Origin of the sequence: Thioalkalicoccus limnaeus (genome assembly GCF_041197575.1) — a bacterium.
Taxonomy (GTDB): domain Bacteria; phylum Pseudomonadota; class Gammaproteobacteria; order Chromatiales; family Chromatiaceae; genus Thioalkalicoccus; species Thioalkalicoccus limnaeus.
In genome coordinates this window covers 38,901-58,760 of the sequence record NZ_JBDKXB010000007.1, presented here as the reverse complement: position 1 = coordinate 58,760, position 19,860 = coordinate 38,901, and the positions used below count along the sequence as shown (strand labels likewise).

The 19,860-nt window shown below is 64.6% G+C and carries 23 protein-coding genes and 1 other RNA gene; 10 read left to right on the top strand and 14 right to left on the bottom strand.

Annotated features, from left to right (window positions below):
• Positions 1 to 86: 86 nt before the first annotated feature.
• Entirely contained in the window at positions 87 to 1,571 is a 1,485-nt protein-coding gene (locus tag ABC977_RS07635; RefSeq protein WP_369666661.1) for an Eco57I restriction-modification methylase domain-containing protein, read from the top strand.
• Positions 1,568 to 2,539: a BsuBI/PstI family type II restriction endonuclease gene (locus ABC977_RS07630; protein WP_369666660.1), complete on the top strand. Its 972-nt coding sequence runs from the start codon at positions 1,568 to 1,570 to the stop codon at positions 2,537 to 2,539. Before ABC977_RS07635 ends, ABC977_RS07630 begins: the two co-directional genes overlap by 4 nt.
• 38 nt (positions 2,540 to 2,577) lie before the next feature.
• Here the strand turns inward: ABC977_RS07630 and ABC977_RS07625 are convergent, their stop codons facing one another.
• The 5 genes from ABC977_RS07625 to ABC977_RS07605 all read right to left on the bottom strand — a co-directional run bounded on the left by ABC977_RS07625 (position 2,578) and on the right by ABC977_RS07605 (position 5,874).
• Positions 2,578 to 2,955 carry a hypothetical protein gene (locus tag ABC977_RS07625; protein ID WP_369666659.1) on the bottom strand — a complete coding sequence of 126 codons (378 nt, stop codon included), beginning with the start codon at positions 2,953 to 2,955 and terminating at the stop codon, positions 2,578 to 2,580.
• 6 nt (positions 2,956 to 2,961) lie between these two features.
• Complete coding sequence (locus ABC977_RS07620) at positions 2,962 to 3,726, bottom strand: sterol desaturase family protein (RefSeq protein WP_369666658.1); 765 nt, start codon at positions 3,724 to 3,726, stop codon at positions 2,962 to 2,964.
• Positions 3,723 to 4,418, bottom strand: coding sequence for a TIGR04283 family arsenosugar biosynthesis glycosyltransferase (locus ABC977_RS07615; RefSeq protein WP_369666657.1), 696 nt, complete (start codon positions 4,416 to 4,418; stop codon positions 3,723 to 3,725). Before ABC977_RS07615 ends, ABC977_RS07620 begins: the two co-directional genes overlap by 4 nt.
• A 159-nt stretch (positions 4,419 to 4,577) precedes the next feature.
• Positions 4,578 to 5,384, bottom strand: coding sequence for a DUF4198 domain-containing protein (locus ABC977_RS07610; RefSeq protein ID WP_369666656.1), 807 nt, complete (start codon positions 5,382 to 5,384; stop codon positions 4,578 to 4,580).
• Between the two features lie 175 nt (positions 5,385 to 5,559).
• A complete protein-coding gene (locus ABC977_RS07605) occupies positions 5,560 to 5,874 on the bottom strand; it encodes a hypothetical protein (protein WP_369666655.1) in 315 nt (104 codons plus the stop codon).
• Between the two features lie 211 nt (positions 5,875 to 6,085).
• On the opposite strand from ABC977_RS07605, the gene ABC977_RS07600 reads away from it, so the two are divergent.
• From ABC977_RS07600 to ABC977_RS07590, 3 genes are read left to right on the top strand one after another with little or no spacing between them, the layout of a single operon-like run.
• On the top strand, positions 6,086 to 6,340 hold the full coding sequence (locus tag ABC977_RS07600) for a FeoA family protein (protein ID WP_369666654.1): 255 nt from the start codon (positions 6,086 to 6,088) through the stop codon (positions 6,338 to 6,340).
• On the top strand, positions 6,333 to 8,855 hold the full coding sequence (gene feoB / locus ABC977_RS07595; RefSeq protein WP_369666653.1) for a ferrous iron transport protein B: 2,523 nt from the start codon (positions 6,333 to 6,335) through the stop codon (positions 8,853 to 8,855). Before ABC977_RS07600 ends, feoB begins: the two co-directional genes overlap by 8 nt.
• Positions 8,852 to 9,118: a FeoB-associated Cys-rich membrane protein gene (locus tag ABC977_RS07590; protein WP_369666652.1), complete on the top strand. Its 267-nt coding sequence runs from the start codon at positions 8,852 to 8,854 to the stop codon at positions 9,116 to 9,118. The genes feoB and ABC977_RS07590 overlap by 4 nt, the downstream gene beginning before the upstream one ends.
• A gap of 111 nt (positions 9,119 to 9,229) precedes the next feature.
• Here the strand turns inward: ABC977_RS07590 and ABC977_RS07585 are convergent, their stop codons facing one another.
• The gene (locus ABC977_RS07585; RefSeq protein WP_369666651.1) at positions 9,230 to 9,661 is read right to left on the bottom strand and encodes a bacteriohemerythrin; all 432 of its coding nucleotides are present in this window, start codon (positions 9,659 to 9,661) and stop codon (positions 9,230 to 9,232) included.
• Between the two features lie 374 nt (positions 9,662 to 10,035).
• On the opposite strand from ABC977_RS07585, the gene ABC977_RS07580 reads away from it, so the two are divergent.
• Together ABC977_RS07580 and mtaB are read left to right on the top strand one after the other, a co-directional pair.
• Complete coding sequence (locus ABC977_RS07580; RefSeq protein WP_369666650.1) at positions 10,036 to 10,908, top strand: hypothetical protein; 873 nt, start codon at positions 10,036 to 10,038, stop codon at positions 10,906 to 10,908.
• A 49-nt stretch (positions 10,909 to 10,957) separates the two neighbouring features.
• Entirely contained in the window at positions 10,958 to 12,355 is a 1,398-nt protein-coding gene (gene mtaB / locus ABC977_RS07575; protein WP_369666649.1) for a tRNA (N(6)-L-threonylcarbamoyladenosine(37)-C(2))-methylthiotransferase MtaB, read from the top strand.
• Here the strand turns inward: mtaB and xthA are convergent.
• The 4 genes from xthA to lptM are packed head-to-tail and all read right to left on the bottom strand — an operon-like array spanning position 12,289 to position 15,242.
• A complete protein-coding gene (gene xthA / locus ABC977_RS07570) occupies positions 12,289 to 13,107 on the bottom strand; it encodes an exodeoxyribonuclease III (protein WP_369666754.1) in 819 nt (272 codons plus the stop codon). The genes mtaB and xthA overlap by 67 nt on opposite strands.
• 29 nt (positions 13,108 to 13,136) lie before the next feature.
• The gene (locus ABC977_RS07565) at positions 13,137 to 13,805 is read right to left on the bottom strand and encodes a class I SAM-dependent methyltransferase (RefSeq protein WP_369666648.1); all 669 of its coding nucleotides are present in this window, start codon (positions 13,803 to 13,805) and stop codon (positions 13,137 to 13,139) included.
• Positions 13,802 to 15,049 (bottom strand): diaminopimelate decarboxylase, encoded by a 1,248-nt coding sequence (lysA, locus tag ABC977_RS07560; protein ID WP_369666647.1) that lies wholly within the window; start codon positions 15,047 to 15,049, stop codon positions 13,802 to 13,804. The genes ABC977_RS07565 and lysA overlap by 4 nt, the downstream gene beginning before the upstream one ends.
• A 7-nt stretch (positions 15,050 to 15,056) precedes the next feature.
• Entirely contained in the window at positions 15,057 to 15,242 is a 186-nt protein-coding gene (lptM, locus tag ABC977_RS07555; protein ID WP_369666646.1) for an LPS translocon maturation chaperone LptM, read from the bottom strand.
• A 266-nt stretch (positions 15,243 to 15,508) separates the two neighbouring features.
• Between lptM and ssrA the strand changes: the two genes are divergently transcribed.
• The 3 genes from ssrA to ABC977_RS07540 all read left to right on the top strand — a co-directional run bounded on the left by ssrA (position 15,509) and on the right by ABC977_RS07540 (position 17,148).
• Positions 15,509 to 15,865, top strand: a transfer-messenger RNA (tmRNA) gene (ssrA, locus tag ABC977_RS07550).
• A gap of 362 nt (positions 15,866 to 16,227) precedes the next feature.
• Entirely contained in the window at positions 16,228 to 16,824 is a 597-nt protein-coding gene (locus tag ABC977_RS07545; protein WP_369666645.1) for a DUF6088 family protein, read from the top strand.
• 105 nt (positions 16,825 to 16,929) lie between these two features.
• A complete protein-coding gene (locus ABC977_RS07540; RefSeq protein WP_369666644.1) occupies positions 16,930 to 17,148 on the top strand; it encodes a nucleotidyl transferase AbiEii/AbiGii toxin family protein in 219 nt (72 codons plus the stop codon).
• Between the two features lie 6 nt (positions 17,149 to 17,154).
• Here ABC977_RS07540 and ABC977_RS07535 read toward each other — a convergent pair whose 3' ends face one another.
• The 4 genes from ABC977_RS07535 to ABC977_RS07520 all read right to left on the bottom strand — a co-directional run bounded on the left by ABC977_RS07535 (position 17,155) and on the right by ABC977_RS07520 (position 19,805).
• A complete protein-coding gene (locus ABC977_RS07535) occupies positions 17,155 to 17,589 on the bottom strand; it encodes a LacI family transcriptional regulator (protein WP_369666643.1) in 435 nt (144 codons plus the stop codon).
• On the bottom strand, positions 17,586 to 17,825 hold the full coding sequence (locus ABC977_RS07530) for a hypothetical protein (protein ID WP_369666642.1): 240 nt from the start codon (positions 17,823 to 17,825) through the stop codon (positions 17,586 to 17,588). Before ABC977_RS07530 ends, ABC977_RS07535 begins: the two co-directional genes overlap by 4 nt.
• Positions 17,826 to 17,850: 25 nt before the next feature.
• Positions 17,851 to 18,174: a hypothetical protein gene (locus ABC977_RS07525; protein ID WP_369666641.1), complete on the bottom strand. Its 324-nt coding sequence runs from the start codon at positions 18,172 to 18,174 to the stop codon at positions 17,851 to 17,853.
• A gap of 290 nt (positions 18,175 to 18,464) precedes the next feature.
• Positions 18,465 to 19,805 carry a TRZ/ATZ family hydrolase gene (locus ABC977_RS07520; protein WP_369666640.1) on the bottom strand — a complete coding sequence of 447 codons (1,341 nt, stop codon included), beginning with the start codon at positions 19,803 to 19,805 and terminating at the stop codon, positions 18,465 to 18,467.
• Between the last annotated feature and the right edge of the window lie 55 nt (positions 19,806 to 19,860).

Genomic DNA, 19,860 nt, shown 5'->3' with positions numbered 1-19,860 from the left:
GCGAGCATGCACAACGGCACGGGGCGGACTGCGCTCATGTGCAGCCGTTCATACCCGGCGATGGGGCGCAGAAAGGAGGCTCAATCATGCAATCAGCGGTTGAACAGAAGAGGTTGCAACTTTCCAAGAGTACCGAGGCAAGAACCAAGTCGCTGCTCGGTCAGTTCTTTACGCCTGAAAAAACAGCAGCATTCATGGCAAGCCTTTTCCCGGATGCGAACGGGGTTTGTCGCCTCTTGGACGCCGGGGCAGGAATCGGTTCGTTATCTGCGGCTTTTTTGGATCGATGGCGGGGTGGCGGGTTTCACTTTCGGCGCGTGGAGGTGGACGCCTTCGAGCTTGATCGTACTTTGGTTAGCCACTTATCGCAAACGCTCGACACTTACAGCCACAGGGGCGATTTCGTCGGAAATATCCATAAGGAGGATTTTATACATGCCGCGGTCGATTCACTGTCGGGCGATCTGTTTTCAAGACCCTTAGATCCCTACACGCACGCGATCCTCAACCCGCCTTACAAGAAAATCAACAGCCATTCTGCACACCGATTGGCTTTGCGCCGGGTCGGCATCGAGACGGTGAATCTCTATAGCGCTTTTGTTGCGCTAGCCGCAGCTCACACCGCACCCGGCGGGCAGATCGTTGCCATTATCCCGCGCAGCTTCTGCAATGGGCCGTATTATCGCCGGTTCCGCGACTTCATCCTCGAACGGACGGCAATTCGTCACATGCACCTGTTCGAGTCGCGCAGCAGAGCTTTCAGAGATGATGATGTGCTCCAGGAGAACATCATCATTCGCCTAGAGCGGGGCGGTCAACAAGGGCCGGTCATGATTACGACCTCGACCGATGACAGCTTTGCCGATCTGACCAGCCATGAACACCCGTTCGAACGGATCGTATTCCCACACGACCCCGAGCGGTTTATCCATGTGCCTACCTCGCCCGACAAGAACGCTATCGAACTATCCCGGGCGATCCGATACACGCTGGCCGAACTTGGTATAAAGGTATCGACCGGACCGATTGTCGACTTCCGGCTGAAAACCCACCTGCGTGACCGCCCTGGGTCGAACACGGTCCCCTTACTCTACCCTGGCCATTTCACCAGCAGCGGGACCACTTGGCCTATCGATGACATGAAGAAGCCCAACGCCATAGAGAACAATCCCGACACTGAAAAGTGGCTCTATCCGAACGGCTTCTATTGTGTGGTACGGCGTTTCTCCTCGAAGGAAGAAAAACGCCGCATCGTGGCCAGCGTGGTCGAACCAAGCGTGTTCGGTGCCGCGCCGATGCTGGGCTTTGAGAACCATCTCAACGTCTTCCACGAAAACAAACGCGGCTTGCCCGAGCCCTTGGCCCGTGGGCTAGCCGTATTCCTTAACACAACCGCAGTCGACGAGCATTTCCGGCGATTCAACGGCCACACCCAAGTCAACGCCACCGACCTGAAGCTGATGAGGTTTCCGAGCCGCAGCGCCTTGGTGCGGCTCGGGACATGGGCCATGCAGCAGGGGGTCTTGACGCAAGACGAGATCGACGCCCAGCTAAGAACCCTGACCGAATGACGAACAACAAGAACGACCATATTGCCGCCGCGCTGCAAATCCTCGCTTCCCTGGGCCTTCCGAGAGCGCAGCAAAACGAGCGTTCGGCCCTCTGCCTGCTCGCCCTGCTGAACCTCACGCCAGGCAAGATGTGGGTCCATTCCGAAAATCCGCTTTTGGGCATCACGCCCATCATGGATTGGGCGAGGGAGCACTATGACAAGGACTATGCGCCGAACACCCGCGAGACGGTACGGCGGCAGACCATGCATCAGTTCGTGGATGCCGGTCTCGCGCTGTACAACCCCGACAAACCAGATCGGGCGGTGAATAGTCCCAAGGCCGTCTATCAAATCGAACCGGCCGCACTTGCTTTGCTGCGTACCTTCGGCACGCCGAAGTGGCGCAAAAACCTGTCGAGCTATCTTGCCGAACGCGAAACATTGGCGGCCCGCTATGCCAAAGAGCGCCAGCAAAAACGTATCCCCGTCGAGATTGCACCAGGGAAGCAAATCACCCTCAGCCCCGGCGAGCATAGCGAACTGATCGTGGCGATCATTGAGGACTTCGCACCGCGCTTTGCGCCAGGCAGCGTCTTGGTCTACGCCGGGGACACTGGCGACAAGTGGGGCTATTTCGATGCCGCCCTGCTCGCCGAGCTTGGCGGCAAGGTGGATGCTCATGGCAAGATGCCTGATGTGGTTCTGCACTACACCGCAAGGAACTGGCTTCTGCTGGTGGAGGCCGTTACCAGCCACGGGCCGGTCGACGGCAAGCGATACGCCGAGCTCACCATGCTGTTTGCGGGGACGACGACTGCCGGTCTGATCTATGTGACTGCTTTCCCGAATCGCGCGATCATGGCCCGATACCTGCCCGAAATCGCCTGGGAAACAGAGGTATGGGTCGCTGACGCACCATCGCATTTGATTCATTTCAATGGAGAGCGGTTTCTTGGGCCGTACAATGCGTCCAGCCTTCAAACCTAGAGCGTCATCGACAGCGCATGCCACGGATCGACATCCGGTCAACGCCGCCCGAGACACAGACGCTGGATCTTGCCCTTCAACGCATCGAGATCGCGGCAACCTCGCAGCGTCGACGCATCGATGCAGACGCGCAACCCATCGTCGGTGATCCGCAGCACCGCGGGCAGGTCGATTTCCAGATCCGGCTCGCGCCGACGCAGCTCATCGCGGTGCAGAAACTCGCACGGCACCTCGAGCGAACCGATGAACTCGCGCCATGCGGCCTTTTCGGTCAGCAAGCCATGCGTGATCGCACACAACTGACACGAATAGGTCTGCGGTGAAAACATCTTGTGGCCGATGTCGGCGAGGGTGTTGAACAGGCCGCTGTCGGCGTTGTAGACGAACAGCAAACCCTTGATCGGATCCGTCGTCATGTTGGTTTACTCGCGAAAGGGCAGCATCAGCAATCGCCGCGGCCTCTGCCACTCGGGTTCGCCGTAGCGGCCGATACCGAAACGGATCTGCGCGAGGTCCTCGCGCAGGCGGAAGGTCCCGAAGAGCCGGTCCCACAGCGACAGCAGGGTTCCGTAATTCGAGTTCGTCTCGGTCGGGATCTGCGAATGATGGACACGATGCATCGACGGCGGCACGATGACGAGCCGCAACAGGCGGTCGATCCTGGCTGGCAGCCGCAGGTTGCTATGGTGGAACAGGATCACGGCGATCATCGAGGACTGATAGAGGATAAGCCCTTCGAGGCCGAGCCCCAAGGCCAGGATCACCAGGCAATTGAGCAGTGTCGACAACAGGATCTCGCCCGGGTGGAAGCGCAAGGCCGTCGTCGAATCCATGTGCGGATCCGTGTGATGGACACGGTGCAAGCGCCACAGGAGCCGGATCTCATGGTTCGCGCGATGCCACCAGTACATCCAGAGATCGAAGAGCAGGACCCCGACGATCAGCCCCGCCGGACCCGGCCACGCGATGCTATGAAGCAGCCCCCAGCCTTGCTGACGGGCCACCTCGGTTGCGAGCACCACCAAAGGGGCGAGCAAGGCGCCGACCACGCCGCTCGCGAGCGCCAGCGTCAGGTTGCGACCCGCGTGGGCCAGACGTCCCGGACCTGGTGCATAGAAAGGAATCAAGCCTTCCAACGCGAATAGGACCATCAGCACCAGGAGCCCGATCCACAGATCGATCGTCATCGACGCCTCTCGTAGGCGGCGGCAAGACGACCCGGCGCGGTCCCGAGCAGATAGAGCAGGATCAGCCAGCCATTGAAGAGCTGCTGGCGCACCCGACCACGAGCGAGATACCGCGCCGCCGAGGTCGTGATGGTCGCGGGGAGCTTGCGAATCGAGGTCGCGCGGCGCGCCCGGCGCAGGAAGTCGACATCCTCGAACAACGGCCAGTCGGGAAAACCGCCGAGCGCGTCGAACAGGCTCCGGCGAACCAGGATCCCCTGATCACCGAAGCTCGTCAGCAACGAGTCGAACCGCGAAAACCACCCGTAGACCGCAAGCAGCCAGTGAGGGTCGTCAAAGCGCAGACGGAAACAGGCCAGATGGACGCCATGCTCGACGAACAGCCGTTCGATCAGGGTCCAGGCGTCGATCGGCAAACGGCTATCGTCATGGAGAAAGAACAGCAGATCGCCGCGCGCGGCCCGCGCACCGAGATTGCACTGCGGCCCGCGTCCCGGTGGGCCATAAAGGATGCGGGTCTGTCCATCGAGCCACCGCGTGGCATCCATTTCACGTTCGATCTGGGCGGAACCCAGGTCGGCCACGACCAGGATCCGTTCCGCGTCCGGCAGGCAATCGCGACAGCTCGCGAGGAGCTGATCCAGGTGTGGCCCCAGGGCACGGGTCGGGATGATCACAGACAGGGTCGACACAAGGGCATCCTAATCAATCCAGATGGCCCGCATCTGGATGTCCGGCCCGCGAAATCAACCGCGACTGTGGGCGGGAAATCCTACCGCGTCAAGAAGTGCCCCGTCGCGGCGCTGGCCGGTGGCCCACCGAGACCACCAACCGGCACCGCATCAAACAGGCTACTTCAACTCGATCGCCTGCACCCAGAGCACAGCGTCCTGCGACAATTCCTTGCCCTCGTACTCGGTCTCGGGACCCGCACCCAGGCAAGCGAAGCCCCAGATGCCGGGCCTCGGGATGCCGAAGGTGAAGAAACCGTTGGCATCGGTGAAGGTCACGATCGGCATCGACGGCGGTTCGACAAGTGTGCCCTGGCCGAACGCGTTGTTCGCGATGTCGACCTCGGTGTTGATGAACTCGACCTCGCATTCGATCCCGGCGGCCGGCTTGCCCTCGGTCAGGACTTGACCAGTGAAGGTCCCGCCGGCCAGCACCTGGGTCGGCATGTTCATCGGGACGATCTCGGCCGGCAGACCCAGCGGCTCGTTCCAATCGGTCGGCATGCCGCCTTTGTTGAGATAGGTCTTCGTGATCTGCTGGATGAAGGCGTCCTCGGTGGCCTCGTAGTACGGGGCCGGCACCAGCGCGAAGATGTAGTCACCGTTGCGCGTGACCTGGTGACTGACCCGATAGCCACGCGCTTGGTTTTCTGGTCCCTTCCAGGTGATCGGTTCCAGCGCACCCTTGAGATCCGTCCGTTGGCCGCGGAACGCGACGAAGAAGTCGACCGGCTCCCCCATCTCCATGACATGACCGTTGTCCAGCGGATGCCCGAAGACCAGCCGCAGCTCGACCTTGGCCGGCTCGTCCAAGAGGTGCGCCGACGGATAGAGGACCTGGAAATGGGCCTGAGCCGAACTGGCGGCCGCGAAGGCCAAGGCAGAAAATGACAAAGCGAGTGCTCGGGTCATCAAGTTCCGTTGCATGGTTTTACGAACTCCAATCGTGCTTAGCTGTAAGGAAGGGGGAAGAACGAGGCGGTGACGATCCACCGCGGAACTCGACCGTGCCACGGGCGGGGAACGACACTGACCTTCGACCTGGTCGCGACTGGTGCGGGTTCACCGGTTCGCACGCGGTCTCGGCGTTGGTCCCCGGCCGTCAGTGGATGTCGCTGGATGCGATCTCGATCAGGTGCCCGGGACCGGCGTCGAACACGACTTTGAAATCCCCTGTCGGACGATCGAACTCGAACTCGCTGTTCGCGTCCATCGCACCCTCGATGATCGGCTCGCCGTCATCGCCGATGACCCGCATCGCGACACCCGAGGCCGAGGAGCCATCGGAGAAACCACCCTCGCAGAGGATGGTCTCGTCACCGAGGTCGTAGCAGGAACACAAGGGCGTGTGGGCACTCGCGCCCGCTGCCCAAAAGAGGATGCCGAGACCGATCGCGAGGGAAGCTGCTTTGCTCATGGGGACGCTCCAAAATAGATTCGCGGCCGGGCCTCGGGCCCTTTGCCCGAAACCCCACTGAAACTGACGTTGAGACTAACATGCCCGGCGAAATACATGCAATCGCGAATCGTTGCTTTTTGCGTTAATTGTCAAGATCGAGTAAGCTCACGCTCCTTAGACAAGATCCACGTACACCAAGCACCCACCCTTGCTGGAAGGCGAAACCAAGATGCCCCGCAACTTCGGACACTCACCGATCACGCTCAACGATCTAACGCCCGGTCGCCGCGCCCGGATCCGACAACTCCACGGTCAACACGCGGTTCGTCAGCGACTCATGGACCTGGGTCTGCGGCCGAACATCGAGGTCCTGTTGGTGCGTAGCGCCCCGTTAGACGATCCGATCCAGATCAAGCTCGGCACCACGCACATCACGCTGCGCCGTCATGAAGCGGCGACCATCGAGGTTGCCCACGATGGCTGAACGGCGCGCCGTGCTGGCCGCGCTGGCCGGCCAACAAAACGCTGGAAAATCGACCCTGTTCAATATGCTGACCGGGGCCCGACAGCACGTCGCGAATTACCCGGGAGTCACGGTCGACAAGAAATACGGCCGGTACCAGGACGGGGATCTACGGGTCCTGACCGTCGATCTACCGGGCACTTACAGCCTCACGTCCTTCTCGTTGGAAGAACGGGTCGCGCGTGATTTCTTGCTGAAAGAGAAGCCCGACGTCGTCGTCGACGTAGTCGACGCCGCGAGTCTGCATCGCTCGTTGCACCTGACCCTGCAATTGCTCGAGATGGACCAGCCGGTGCTGCTGGCCTTGAACATGATCGATGTGATCGAGCGACGCGGCATGCGGATCGATGAGGCGCTGCTGAGCGAGCGACTGGGGCTGCCGGTCGTCCCGACGGTCGGGCGCAAAGGCCGCGGCCGCGCCGAGCTGCGACGCGCGATTCGAGACTACCAACGCGGTTCGCGCCATCGCCCGGTGGAATACGGACCGCTCGAGTCCGACATCGAGGCATTGACCCAGCAGCTGTCATCGATCCCCGAGCTCCGTGGCTATCCGCCCCGCTGGCTGGCGCTGAGACTGCTCGAAGGCGACGAGCAAGTGCGCAAGATCCTCGCCGGCCTCGACGACCGAAGCGCGGCTTCACGAATCAGCGAGATGACCGCGGCGACCCGTGCCGCTTTCGCCGAACGACACCAGGCCGAGCTCACCGACCATATCATGACGTGCCGGGATCAGGCCGTCACCCGGCTGCTCGACGGCGTCATTACCGAAGCTCGGACCGAGCGGGCGACCCTGTCCGAGCGGGTCGACAATCTCGTCCTCAATCGCTTCCTGGCCCCGTTCTTCCTGATCCTGACCGTCTATCTGATCTACCAGGTGTCGATCGTCTATGGCTACGAATTGACCACCTACACCTGGCCGATCCTGGCCGGCCTGCGCGAGATCATCGCCGGTTGGCTGCCGGCTGCCGGCTTTCTCGTCGATCCTTATGTACGGGCTTTGGGTCTCTGGCTCGTGGATTCGGCCAACACCCTTCTCAACTATGTGCCGATCTTCCTGATCCTGTTCGCGCTGATCGCGATTCTCGAGGACTCGGGTTACATGGCCCGGATCGCCTTCATTCTCGACCGGATCCTGCACCGCTTCGGGCTCCACGGACAGAGTACCTTGCCGATGATCCTAAGCGGTGTCTTCGCCGGCGGTTGCGCGGTGCCGGGGGTCATGGCGACCAAGGGCATTCCGGACAACCGCGCGCGGATGGCCACCATCCTGACCGTGCCCTACATGAACTGCTTGGCCAAGGTCCCGCTCTACACGCTGCTGCTGGGCATCTTCTTCGTCGAGGACAAGTCGCTGATGATGTTCTATATCTCGACGATGACCATCATCTTCGCGCTGCTCGTCGCCAAGCTGCTGACGATAACAGTGCTGCGCGGACAAGAAACGGCTCCCTTCGTCATGGAACTGCCACGCTACCATGCCCCGGCGCCGGGCGCCGTCCTACGGCGGGCCTTCGACCGCACCTGGATCTACATCAAGAAGGTCGGCACCATCGTGCTCGCCGTCGCGATCGTCGTCTTTGCGTTGCTGCACTTTCCCGGGCTGTCCGACGACCGCAAGGCCCATTACGAGGCCGAGGCACAGGCGGCCCTGATCCAATTCCAGGAGGCCATGGCCGGCAACAAGTACCTCGAATTCGCAAGCGGCGACCAACTGGTGCCGCTGTTGAACTTTGCCGACGATTATCGCCGGGCCCGGCTCAATGCCAGCGGCGCCGAAGGGGTCCAAGCCGTCGACCGCCGTTTCGAGGCGCGCAGTCCCGATTACTTCGTGTTCGTCCGCCCACCGCCGGGCGACCTGGACGCGCGTCAGGCAAGCCGCGCGCTTCGTGACCTCGGCCGCGAGCGGACGACCTTGCGCCGGGAGATGCGCGAGGAACGGATCGTCGATTCGCTGCTCGGCCAAGTAGGTCGCGGCCTCGAACCCGTTACCCAATTCGCCGGCTTCGACTGGAAGATCAACGTCGCGCTGCTTGCTTCGTTCGCGGCGCGCGAAAGCAGCGTCGCGACCCTCGGCGTGCTCTTTCAGCAGGACGCGGATTCGAACGTCCCGCTCGAGCAACGCATGGGCACCGAGACGCAGGCCGCCGGAGCCACGGCCTTGCTCGCCGTATCGATGATCTTGTTCTTCGCGCTCTACCCGCCCTGCCTGGCGACGACCATCATGGTCAAGGTGCAGACCGACTCCTACCGTTGGATGCTGTTCTCGATCGTCTTTCCAACGGCGCTCGGCCTCGGCGTCGCGAGCGCCGTCTACACGATTGGCCACGCCATCGACGTGACCGGGATTCAAATGATGACCATCGTCTATTTCACCGCACTGGCGCTGCTACTGATCATCGGATTGACCGGCAGCCGCCGTGACCGCTCCGCGCATCGCCGCGGCGCCCTGCCCCTCGGGGCCCGGAGTTCCGAATGAACGACACCCATATGGAAGCCGTGTCCGATGCCTCCGTGGCAATGCCCGAGGTCAGCGCCGAGCATCACTTCGGCTGGATCGATCTCACGGTGGCCGCCGCCGTAGTCATCGCGGCGGGATACTATCTGTATCGCAGCTTCTGGCGCGACCGAGGCGCCTGCAAGGAATGCGGTCAGACCAAGGGGTGCTGCGCGCCCACGCCGTCCGAGCCCGGCCAACCGACCGAGCACCGGGTCCCGCTCGACGGGCTCCGCCGCCGCTGACCTAGCTCGCGGCGGCGCGACAGAAGCGGCCCGAGACGGCGCGCACGCCAATCCGCAGCCACCGATGCCGGCCCGGGTTCGGTAACCCCGGCGTTCGATCGGTCGAGGCGCTCAGATCGCTACCGGTCGCCGGCCCTCGCGACCCTCCGCCTTGACGTGCAGCGCGTAGAGCATGTCCTCGTCGGCGATGTGATCGATCAACCAATCCTGCGTGATGTCGAGCGCGCGATCGGCGAGGCCGCGGCTCGGGCCGAACATTTGAAGGTCCTCCTCCAGTTCCTCGAGCCGCCGGAAGAAGGCGCTGTGTTCGACCAGATGTTCGCGCAGACCCTGGTACTCGTGTCGGCGCATGAAGTCTTCCTCGGTCGCGAAATGCCGCTCGGCATAGTCGCGCATGAAGGCGATGACCTCGGCGACCGTCTGCGGGCCGGTCCGGTCCATGATCGCCTCGTACAGGCGATGGGCGGCGGCAAAGAACCCCTGATGCTGTTCGTCGATCTCCGGGATGCCGATCCGGTAGACCTCTGACCACTCTTTCAACATGCTGAACCTCGGTCCGGCCCGACACGACGGGCGCTTGGGATCATTCGGGGCCAATCCGACCAGCCGCCGAAGCCCAGCGCCACAGATCCTGACGGGGTCCGTGCGCGATCGGCCAGTCGCAATTGGGATCTCGGACCATTATCGTCGATAAAGTGCGTAGTGGCATATTTGGTTTGCATACGGCCCAGCCCGCGTTCGGTGGCTCAGGGCCGCGACAACCGGTGGCACAACGCCTCCAATGGGCCACCCCGGTGGCCACTGGTGCCCATGGGTCTTCGCCAGACCCGCGCGCGAACGAAGATCGCTATACTGGGCGCTAGACCTCCATCCGTGCCCTGGCCCCAATGACGACTGGACCACAAGGAGATTTTTCGATGCTGCGTTCCAAACCCCTGCCCCGGATCAGCGGTCTGCTCGTCGCGCTGATGATGTCACCACTCGCGGGCGCCTATGGCCCCCCTGAGGGCCAGATGGCGCCGCCTGAAACCGTGCCGCCATTCTACGGTCAGCCTTACGGCTATACTCCCCCTTACGGCTATGGGCCGCCCTTCGGCCACGGACCAGGTGTCGGCTACGGGCCTGGCTACGCACCCCCATTCGGCTACGGACCATCCCCAGGCCATTGGCGGCCATACGGCCCGGGACCAGCTCCCGGCTATCGCCCACCAGCGGGTTACGGTCCGCCCCCCGGGTACGGGGCGCCCTGGGGCGATGCACCGCCATTCGACTCCGGATCACCCTTCGATCAGATACCGCCGTTTGGTCGCCCGCTCCCCGGAGACCCAGCGGGCCTCGATTCGACCTGGCCTTCCGGTTACGCAGCCGAGCCAGGCGAGGGGTTGGATCCGTCCTTCGGTCCGGGGCCGATCCCGGGCGGCCCTCCGGGCATGACGCCAGGTCGTTTCGGCCCGCCGGCGCCGATGAGGGCTCGCACCGCTGACCTGAACTTCAATCAACTCGTCACCGACGACGCCTACGTGCTGGAAATCCACGTCGACGGGCAGTGGCCGGAGGCGATCCAGATCGAGCCGCGCGGCCAGGGGCTCCTGATCCGGCGCGCCAGCTCGACGCGGACGACCGACCAGCGCACCTTCGATGATGGCCGCGGATACGCCCACCGCTACAGCTACGCGAGCGGCACCATGGCTCGGCGGCTGCCCGTCCCGCCCGATGGCGACCTGACGGCGCTGACCCGCGAGGATGGCCCCGACCTGATCCGCGTGTCGATCCCGCGCCGAAACCGGTGAGCGATCCTGCCGGGATACCATCCCGGCGCACCTCATCGGCCTGATCGGGATGCGCGTTCAACTGCACACGCTCGGCTGCCGCCTCAACGAGGCCGAGACCGAGCGCTGGGCCGAGGAGTTCCACCGGCGCGGGATCCGGTTGGCGGCCGACCACGAGCCGACCGACCTGGTCGTCGTCAACACCTGTGCCGTGACGACCGAGGCGGCGCGCAAATCGCGCAACCTGTTGCGCCGCACGCACCGGCGAAGCCCCGACGCGAAGCTGATCGTCAGCGGCTGCTACGCGTCGTTGGAGGCGGACCAGCTCGCAGCCTGGCGCGACATCGACCTGTTGGTCACGAATCGCGACAAGGATCGGTTGGTCGAGATCGTCCTGGCGCGGTTTCCCGAGCCACCGAGACAGCTCGCCTCGACCCATGACCCGGCCGAGCCGCTTTTCGTACGCGGGCGCCAGCGCGCCTTCGTCAAGGTGCAGGATGGCTGCCGCCATCGCTGCACCTTCTGCATCGTCAGCCGAGCGCGCGGGGCCGAACGCAGCCGCCCGCTGACCGATGTGATCGCCGAGGTGCGACGCCTGACCGACGCCGGTCTCCAGGAGGTCGTGCTGACCGGCGTCCATCTCGGCGCCTATGGGCGCGATCAAGGCATTGGTCTAACGGATCTGGTCCGCGCGCTGTTGGCCGAGACCGCGCTGCCTCGGCTGCGCCTCGGTGCCCTCGAACCCTGGGATCTGCCGGCCGACCTCTGGGACCTGTTCGCCGACCCGCGCCTGATGCCGCACCTGCACCTGCCGATCCAGAGTGGTTCGGATCGAATCCTGCGACGGATGGCACGGCGCGGCACCACCGACGCTTTCGCGCGGCTCGTCGCCGCCGGCCGCGCGGCGGTCCCGGACCTGAACATCTCGACCGATATCATCGCCGGCTTCCCCGGCGAGACCGACGCCGACTGGGACGAGACCCTCGCTTTCGTCGCAGCGACCGGCTTCGGCCAACTGCACGTCTTCGCCTACTCCCCGCGGCCTGGCACACTGGCCGCCACCTACCCCGACCAGATCCCGGCACCCGTCCGGGACCATCGCCGGGCACAGATGACGGCGCTCGGGCGCACCTTGCGACTCGCAACCCTGCGGACCTTCATCGGCCGCCGGATGCCGGTCCTGCGGGAAGGGAAACAGCTCGAAGGCACGGCCTTCGGCTATACGCCGAACTACCTGCCGGTGCGCTTTGCGGTCGACGCCATGGTAACGCCGGATCCGAACGATCGGCTGTGGGATCTGTCGCTCGTGGGCCTGGACCCCGCGACCGAGACACTGATCGGCGTGCCCGGCGCGGCGCACCCGCCCCGTGGCCGCGATCCAGTATCAGAGGTCGGACCGGGTCAGGATTCCAGCGTCACCCAGACCGGGCAATGGTCGGACGGCTTGTCCATGCCTCGGATCTCGTAGTCGATGCCAGCGTCGAGCAACCGCTCGCGCACCGGAGCCGTGACCAGGATCAGGTCGATACGCAGCCCGCGCTTGGGCTCGCGCTCGAAGCCGCGACTGCGGTAATCGAACCAACTGAAGTGGTCCATCGCATCCGGGTGCCGTACGCGAAAGGCGTCATACAGCCCCCAATCGAGCAGCGCCTGAAACCACTCGCGCTCCTCCGGCAGAAAGCTGCACTTGCCGGTGCGCAACCAGCGCCGTGCATTGTCTTCACCGATACCGATGTCTCGATCGAGCGGTGCGACATTCATGTCACCGAGCACGACCAGCGGCTGGCTCGGAGAATAGTCCGCGCGCAGGTGTGCCAGAAGGTCCTGGTAGAAACGTCGCTTGCCGGGGAACTTGACCGGATGGTCACGGCTCTCGCCTTGCGGAAAGTAGCCGTTGAGCACCGTGATCTCGCCGCCGCCGGCCAGGCCGTAGCGCCCGGTGATGGCGCGGCGCTGGGCGCCCTCGTCGTCGAACGGCAAACCGCGCGATACGGCCAACGGCTCCTGCTTGCTGAGCAAGGCCACACCATAATGGGCCTTCTGGCCGAACCAGTGGGCACGGTAGCCAAGCCGCTCGACCTCCTCGCGCGGAAAGGCCTCATCGGCGACCTTCGACTCCTGCAGGCCAATGATATCCGGATCGTGCCGCGCCTTGAGCGCGGCCAATTGGTGCGGCCGGGCGCGGATGCCATTGATGTTGAACGAGACGATCTTCAACACCGGCATCAGCGACCCCGGCCCGGCACCGGTCATGGCAAACGCCCGTGCACGGCCAGGTGCCGATCGCTGACGACCGCGACCTCGAGCCCAGGAAGACCGGCCTCGCGTAGTTGGTCCTGGATCTCTTGCGGCTCGAACGCGGCAAACAACGAATTGCGGAAATCCCGGCGCAAGACCTCGGGCGCCCCAGAGGCATAGGTCTCGACCAGCGCCTCGACGAAACCGGCGCTCGCCGGGCGCATCAGATCCATGATCAGCACCTGCGCCCCGGGCTTGCCGACGTCCTTTAGTGTCCGCCACAAGACACCCGGATCGTGCAGATGATGCAGCAGGCTGTTGGACAGGATCAGATCGTAATGCTGGCTCGGCAACTGGGCGCTCGGCAGGATGTCGTGAATCAACCGGCAGCGCTGCGCGACACCGGGCAGGGCCGCGAGCACCGAGCGCGCGTGCGCGAGCATCGCCTCGGACCCATCGAGCGCATCGCAGCGCGAGCGCGGATGGGCGCGCAGAAAGCGGATCACGATATCGGCCGGTCCGCAGCCAAGATCCAGGGCCTCGACCCCATCGAGCGGACCGGTCGCGAACTCGCGCAGCAAGCTGATGAAGAGCGCATTCGGCTCGGAAAAGTCTTCTTCGGCATAGGCCTCCGCCTGTTCGGCATCATCCATCAACTCGGGCTCGAGACGGCGTTTCATGGCAGCAGGCTCTCTCCAGCAAAAAGATCCGCGATGGTCTCGCGGCGACGCACCAGGTGGACTTGTTCACCGTCGACCATGACCTCGGCGGCTCGCGGACGACTGTTGTAATTCGAACTCATGACGAAGCCATAGGCCCCGCTGCCGCGCACCGCGAGCAGATCCCCCGGAGCCAGGGCCAGCGCACGTTCCCGACCGAGGAAGTCGCCGGTCTCGCAGACCGGACCGACCAGATCATACAGGGTCGCCTCGCCATCGGGGCGGCGGCGCACCGGGACGATCTGCTGTTTGGCCTGGTAGAGCGCCGGTCGCAGCAGATCGTTCATCGCCGCATCGAGGATCGCAAAGTGCTTGTGCGCGGTCGGTTTCAGGTATTCGACGCGGGTCAGCAACAGCCCCGCGTTCCCGGCGATTGCGCGCCCCGGCTCCAGCAGGATCTCGTACGGCAGATCGGCCAGGTGCCGGCCGATCTGCGCGGCGTAATCGGCCGGCTCCGGCGGATGTTCGTCGACATAGCGAATCCCCAGTCCTCCGCCCAGGTCCAGGTGGGCGATCGGGATCCCGACCGCCTCGAGCCGGTGCGCCAGCTCGAGCACCCGGTGCAGCGCGTCGATGAAAGGGGCCAGATCCGTCAACTGGGAACCGATGTGACAATCGATGCCGTCGACGCGCAGATTCGGCCGCTCGGCGGCACGGCGGTAGACCGCCTCGGCCACGGCGATGTCGATCCCGAACTTGTTCTCCTTCAGTCCGGTCGCGATGTAGGGGTGGGTGCGCGCATCGACGTCCGGATTCACGCGCAACGACACCGGCGCGACGACCCCCAACTCCTGCGCGACGCGATCGAGCCGCTGCAACTCGGCCTCGGACTCGACGTTGAAGCCACGGATCCCGACCTCGAGGGCCCGACGCATCTCATCGGCCCGCTTGCCGACACCGGAAAAGATCACCCGCCCAGGATCGCCGCCGGCCGCCAGAACCCGCTCCAACTCGCCGATCGACACGATGTCGAAACCGGAACCCAACCGTGCCAGCACATCGAGCACCGCAAGGTTCGAATTCGCCTTGACGGCAAAGCAGATCAGATGCGGATGCCCGTGGAAAGCACGGTCGAACGCATGCCAATGCCGCTCCAGCGTAGCCCGCGAGTACAGGTAGCAAGGCGTCCCGAATCGCTCCGCAATGTCGGCCACCGGGACATCCTCGGCCCAGAGCTCATCCCCGCGATACTGAAAGTGATCCATGCCGGGACTACTCGGCGTCCCTGGCCGTCACCGGGTCGACTGCCACGACCGGGACATCGGCAACCGGTGCGGCCGGAACCGCCGGTTCATCGGGCAGGTACAAGGCACCCTTCTGACCACACGCACTGACGATGCTGCCGACCCCAAGGACGGTCACGATCGCGATGAACAAGTATCGGGCCCAGCAAAGCATCGACGCCCCGCACCTGGGTGAATCATGGAAAGGGCCTAGTATAGCTTCCCCCGCCCTTTCGGTCTGTGTCGAAGCTGGCGGCTTGGCTGCGTCCCGAGCCCCGCCCTGGCCTTCTCCGGTGCAACAACCGCGCGCCGCGCAGTCATCCGGCCCGACCGAAACGTCAATTGCCTTGCCCTCGCCAACCGACCTCCGCCGGTTTCGCCGGTCAATCGCTTGCGCTGGACGGGGAGCTTTCCGACCACTAGACTGTCCTATCGAACATCGGGGGCGACATGGTCTCGACGTGGGTCGCAAAACCTGAGGTGCATGCCGAGGTGCGGATAACCTCGTAAAACCAGCCGCAAACTTATAGTTGCCAACGACGACAACTACGCTCTGGCCGCTTAAGCCGGCCGGCCTCTGACCGCTGCTTGCCTGTGGGCTGCGGGTTTCAGGGGTAACATCACACGGGATCGCGGAGACGGGCGTCCGGACCGAATCCGCTAAAACCTCACGGAATCGCCGACCGATCGCCCTGCCCCTCGGGCGTTGGAAGGTTAAATACAATAGAACGGGCTAAGCATGTAGGACCAAGGGCGGAGGGCTTGCGGACGCGGGTTCGATTCCCGCCGCCTCCACCAATACTGAAGCCCCAACTGTTATCAGTTGGGGCTTTTTCTTGTCTGTTTGCGCCGGTTCCCGCGTGCTGCTGGGGGTTCCTGCGGAAGCCTGCGGACTTCGGCATCCGGTCTACGGCCCCGTTCAGGGCCACCTTCCTCTCTCCCGGCCGTTTTTCTCTCCGGCCTCGCTCCCCCGGACCCGCCCGAAGTTCGTAACGGCCGCGAGCACACGACCTACAAATCAATTGGTTACGCGCGGACGAATCAAGCGGTTGGATCGAAGCATCGCCCGACCAAAGGAAACCACACCGGTCATGCAGGCGCCGAGCAGTTTGAGGAATGTCAGAAATGACTATAGGCTTCTGACAAACGGAGATCACCCCATGAGCCAGCTCAGCGAAGCCATTCTGTCCGCCGCCCAGGCCCTCCCGGAGGGAGGCTTGGTCTCGCCCAAGGAATTCCTGCATCTGGCGTCCAGGGCGGCGGTGGACCAGGCGCTGGCCCGACTGGCACGCGAGGGGAAGTTGCTGCGCGTCGGACGGGGCGCCTACACCCTGCCGGTGGCCAGCCGCTTCGGTTCCCGCCCGCCCTCGACCGAGGCCGTCGTCGAAGCCATCGCGTCCACCCATGGTGAAGTCGTCGTCCCCAACGGCGCGGCGGAAGCCAATGCGCTGGGGCTGACCACGCAAGTGCCGACCCGGGAGATCTTTCTGACGTCGGGGCCCACGCGCAAGCTGCGCCTGGGCAACCGCACCGTCGAGCTCAAACACGGCAGCCGCTGGCAGCTCGCACTCGGCAAGCGCGCGGCCGGCAAGGCCATTCGTGCCCTGTCCTGGCTGGGGCCCGAGCAGGCGCCCACCGCCCTGCACATCCTCCATGCCCGACTGCCCGCGGAAGAATGGGCCGCCTTGCAGGCCGCGCGGGCGGCCCTGCCCGGCTGGATGGCACGCGCAGTCAGCGAGGCGAATGCGCGTGGCTGAGTCCTGCTTCACGCTCAGCCAAGCCGATCGGGTCGAGGCCCTGGAGTACGCGGCGGCCCAGAGCGGCCGCCCGGCACATCTGCTGGAAAAGGACATCTGGGTGGTGTGGACGCTCGCGGCGATCTACTCCTCCCTCATCGCCGACACGCTGACGCTCAAGGGCGGCACACGTCACTTTCCAAGGTCTACAGGGTCATCGACCGCTTCTCGAAAGACATCGATCCGACCTACGACATCCGCGCCTTGGTGCCGGATCAGCCGGAGTTCGATGCGACTCTGGAAACCTGCGCCGCCATCCAGGACGAGGTCAATCGGCTGGCGTGAGGTCAGTCACTCAAAGCCCAGCCGCGCCCGCTGCTCATTCCACAACGCTGATAGATCGACAGCCAGATCAAATAGGGTGACGTGATCCGGCAGCGTATCGTCCAGGATCGCGGCCACGATGTCCGGCGCCAGCGTGGTGAGGTTGACCGTGCGGCTGACATAGCGGTTGTCAATCCCCTCCCGCGCGGCGATCTCCTTCAGTGGCGTCGCTTCCCTCGACTCCAGCATGGCCAGCCAGCGGTGCCCCCTGGCCAGCGCCAACTGGAGAGGCGTCGGTGTCCTGTCCCACGGCCGCACGGGAGCGGCTTCACCATTCGGCAGCGTGACCAGCTTGCGCCCGCTGCGGCGTTTGATCTGGATCGGCACGGACAGGGTCAGCCTGCCGTCGCTCGTTTGCAGAATGTCCGGCTCGCCGGTCTTCTGGATGCGGATGTCACTCATGCCAGCGCCTCCTCCGTCTGCTCGGCGGGCTGGGGACGCAGCTCCAGCACCAGACGCCGGATGCCGTTGGCGCGTAACCGTACCTCGAGGTCGTTGGACGACACGATCACCTTCTCGACCAGTAGGCGCACGACCCGGCTCTGGTCGGCCGGGAACAGCTGACCCCAGATCGCGTCGAGCCTGGTCATGGCCACCGTGACCTGCGCCTCGTCCAGGGTCAGATCGACCTCGATCATCTGCGGCAACACTTCGCCCAGGAGATCAGGCCCGCGCACCCCGATAGCTATCGCGGGCCAGACGGATCTTGTCCGGCAAGGCGTCATGTTCGGCCTGCAGGGCCTGGGTGCGCCGTGCTACTTCGTCGCGGGTGTGGCGGGTTGCGGTCGGTTCCGCGTGCCGTGAAGCCAGCGCCGCCCGGAGCGCGGACAGCTCACCGGTATCGATCAGACGGTTGGCGACGGACTGGGTGTCGCTGGCGATCTGCTGCTCGACAGACTCGATGCGAGCATCGAACTGCATCTGCAACCTCCTGGCCTTGCTGATCTCTTGGGCCAGCACCGTGCGCCGATCCGTCAGCGCCGCCATCTCGACGCGGGTTGATGCGCACGCCCGCGCGCTGGGGAATGAAATGGCATGAAAGCTCGAAGCGCTTCGAACCCACGCCAACGGCTGCGGTGTTTGACGCTGCGCGCGTCATTGCCGCAACGGCGAACACTGACCACGTCACTATTCCGTGGACGACGTGCGGGACAAGACCGAGGCGGTTTTCGTGCATGTGTTTCGGGCCTACCCAACGGTGCCGTCACCCTACTACGCCAGCATGGCGTCGGAGTGACGAGTGAGGAGTGAGTGGCGAAGACGGATTCGCCAGACTCTCAGCCGCTCACACCCGCACCGCGTCGGTCGGACTCGGCGATCCGGCGCGCCCAGTCCTGGGCCTCGGCGAGGATCGTCGCGGCGTCGAGGGTCGTTGGTTGCCCGTCGCGGATCAGTTGCTGGCCCGCGACCCAGACGTGGCGCACCTGGTGGCGCCCGGCGGCATAGACGAGCTGCGAGACCGGGTTGTAGATCGGCTGCGTGTGCGAGTCGCGCAGGTCGAGCGCGACCAGATCCGCGGCCTTGCCGGGCTCGAGCGAGCCGATCTCGCGGTCGAGACCGAAGGCGCGGGCGCCGTTCAGCGTCGCCATCCGCAGCGCCGTGGCCGCGGGCACGGCGGCGGCCGAGTGGGCCACGCCTTTGGCCAGCAGCGCGGCGGTGCGCATCTCGCCGAGCAGGTTCAGGTCGTTGTTGCTGGCCGCCCCGTCGGTGCCGAGCGCGACATCGACGCCGGCCTCGATCAGCCGCGCGACCGGACAGAAACCGCTCGCGAGCTTCAGGTTCGACTCCGGGCAATGGACGACATGGGCCCCAGCCTCGGCGACCCGCGCGATCTCGCTGTCCTCGAGCTGGGTCATGTGGACCGCGACCAGGTCGGGACCGACCAGACCGAGCCGGTCGAGCCGTGCCAGCGGCCGTTCGCCATGGTCGCGCAGCGACTGCAGGATCTCGTCATGGGTCTCGTGCAGATGGATATGGATCGGCACCTCGAGCTCGTCGGCCAATGTCCGCACCCGCGTCAACGGGGCATCGGAGACACCATAGGGCGAGTGGGGCGCGAACGCGATGCGGATCAGCGGATGATCCCGGTACTGGTCGTACAGTTTCAGCCCCAGCGCGATGTAGTCGTCGGCCGATTCGGCGAACCGCGACGGGAAATCGAGCACGATCATGCCGACGACGGCGCGCATCCCGGCCTCGGCCACGGTCTGTGCGGTGACCGCGGGATAGAAGTACATGTCGTTAAAACAGGTGACGCCGCCGCGCAGCATCTCGAGTGCGGCCAGCCGCGTCCCGGCGCGGACGAAGTCCGGATCGACCCAGCGGCCCTCGGCCGGCCAGATGTGCTCGTTGAGCCAGGTCATCAGCGGCAGGTCGTCCGCCAGCCCGCGCATCAGCGTCATCGGCGAATGGGTGTGCGCGTTGACCAGGCCCGGGATCAGCAGATGTCCCGGCAGGTCGAGCTCACGCGTCGCCTTGATGTCGCGGCGCGCCTCGGCAGTCGGCAGCAGGGCCAGGATGCGGCTGCCGGAGATCGCCAGGCTGTGGTCTTCGAGCAGGCTATCGGCGGCGTCGACGGGCAGGATCCAGCGGGCATGGATGACGAGATCGGCGTGCATGATGGCGAAGGTGTCCTTTGCGCGGGTCGCCACAACGGCGACAATAGGCGGAAAT

Bases quoted from the DNA above. Each gene is read 5' to 3' on its own strand.
- ABC977_RS07635 (WP_369666661.1), top strand. From the start codon at position 87: ATGCAATCAGCGGTTGAACAGAAGAGGTTGCAACTTTCCAAGAGTACC.
- ABC977_RS07630 (WP_369666660.1), top strand. From the start codon at position 1,568: ATGACGAACAACAAGAACGACCATATTGCCGCCGCGCTGCAAATCCTC.
- ABC977_RS07625 (WP_369666659.1), bottom strand. From the start codon at position 2,955: ATGACGACGGATCCGATCAAGGGTTTGCTGTTCGTCTACAACGCCGAC.
- ABC977_RS07620 (WP_369666658.1), bottom strand. From the start codon at position 3,726: ATGACGATCGATCTGTGGATCGGGCTCCTGGTGCTGATGGTCCTATTC.
- ABC977_RS07610 (WP_369666656.1), bottom strand. From the start codon at position 5,384: ATGCAACGGAACTTGATGACCCGAGCACTCGCTTTGTCATTTTCTGCC.
- ABC977_RS07605 (WP_369666655.1), bottom strand. From the start codon at position 5,874: ATGAGCAAAGCAGCTTCCCTCGCGATCGGTCTCGGCATCCTCTTTTGG.
- ABC977_RS07600 (WP_369666654.1), top strand. From the start codon at position 6,086: ATGCCCCGCAACTTCGGACACTCACCGATCACGCTCAACGATCTAACG.
- feoB (WP_369666653.1), top strand. From the start codon at position 6,333: ATGGCTGAACGGCGCGCCGTGCTGGCCGCGCTGGCCGGCCAACAAAAC.
- ABC977_RS07590 (WP_369666652.1), top strand. From the start codon at position 8,852: ATGAACGACACCCATATGGAAGCCGTGTCCGATGCCTCCGTGGCAATG.
- ABC977_RS07585 (WP_369666651.1), bottom strand. From the start codon at position 9,661: ATGTTGAAAGAGTGGTCAGAGGTCTACCGGATCGGCATCCCGGAGATC.
- ABC977_RS07580 (WP_369666650.1), top strand. From the start codon at position 10,036: ATGCTGCGTTCCAAACCCCTGCCCCGGATCAGCGGTCTGCTCGTCGCG.
- mtaB (WP_369666649.1), top strand. From the start codon at position 10,958: ATGCGCGTTCAACTGCACACGCTCGGCTGCCGCCTCAACGAGGCCGAG.
- ABC977_RS07565 (WP_369666648.1), bottom strand. From the start codon at position 13,805: ATGAAACGCCGTCTCGAGCCCGAGTTGATGGATGATGCCGAACAGGCG.
- lysA (WP_369666647.1), bottom strand. From the start codon at position 15,049: ATGGATCACTTTCAGTATCGCGGGGATGAGCTCTGGGCCGAGGATGTC.
- lptM (WP_369666646.1), bottom strand. From the start codon at position 15,242: ATGCTTTGCTGGGCCCGATACTTGTTCATCGCGATCGTGACCGTCCTT.
- ABC977_RS07545 (WP_369666645.1), top strand. From the start codon at position 16,228: ATGAGCCAGCTCAGCGAAGCCATTCTGTCCGCCGCCCAGGCCCTCCCG.
- ABC977_RS07535 (WP_369666643.1), bottom strand. From the start codon at position 17,589: ATGAGTGACATCCGCATCCAGAAGACCGGCGAGCCGGACATTCTGCAA.
- ABC977_RS07530 (WP_369666642.1), bottom strand. From the start codon at position 17,825: ATGATCGAGGTCGATCTGACCCTGGACGAGGCGCAGGTCACGGTGGCC.
- ABC977_RS07525 (WP_369666641.1), bottom strand. From the start codon at position 18,174: ATGGCGGCGCTGACGGATCGGCGCACGGTGCTGGCCCAAGAGATCAGC.
- ABC977_RS07520 (WP_369666640.1), bottom strand. From the start codon at position 19,805: ATGCACGCCGATCTCGTCATCCATGCCCGCTGGATCCTGCCCGTCGAC.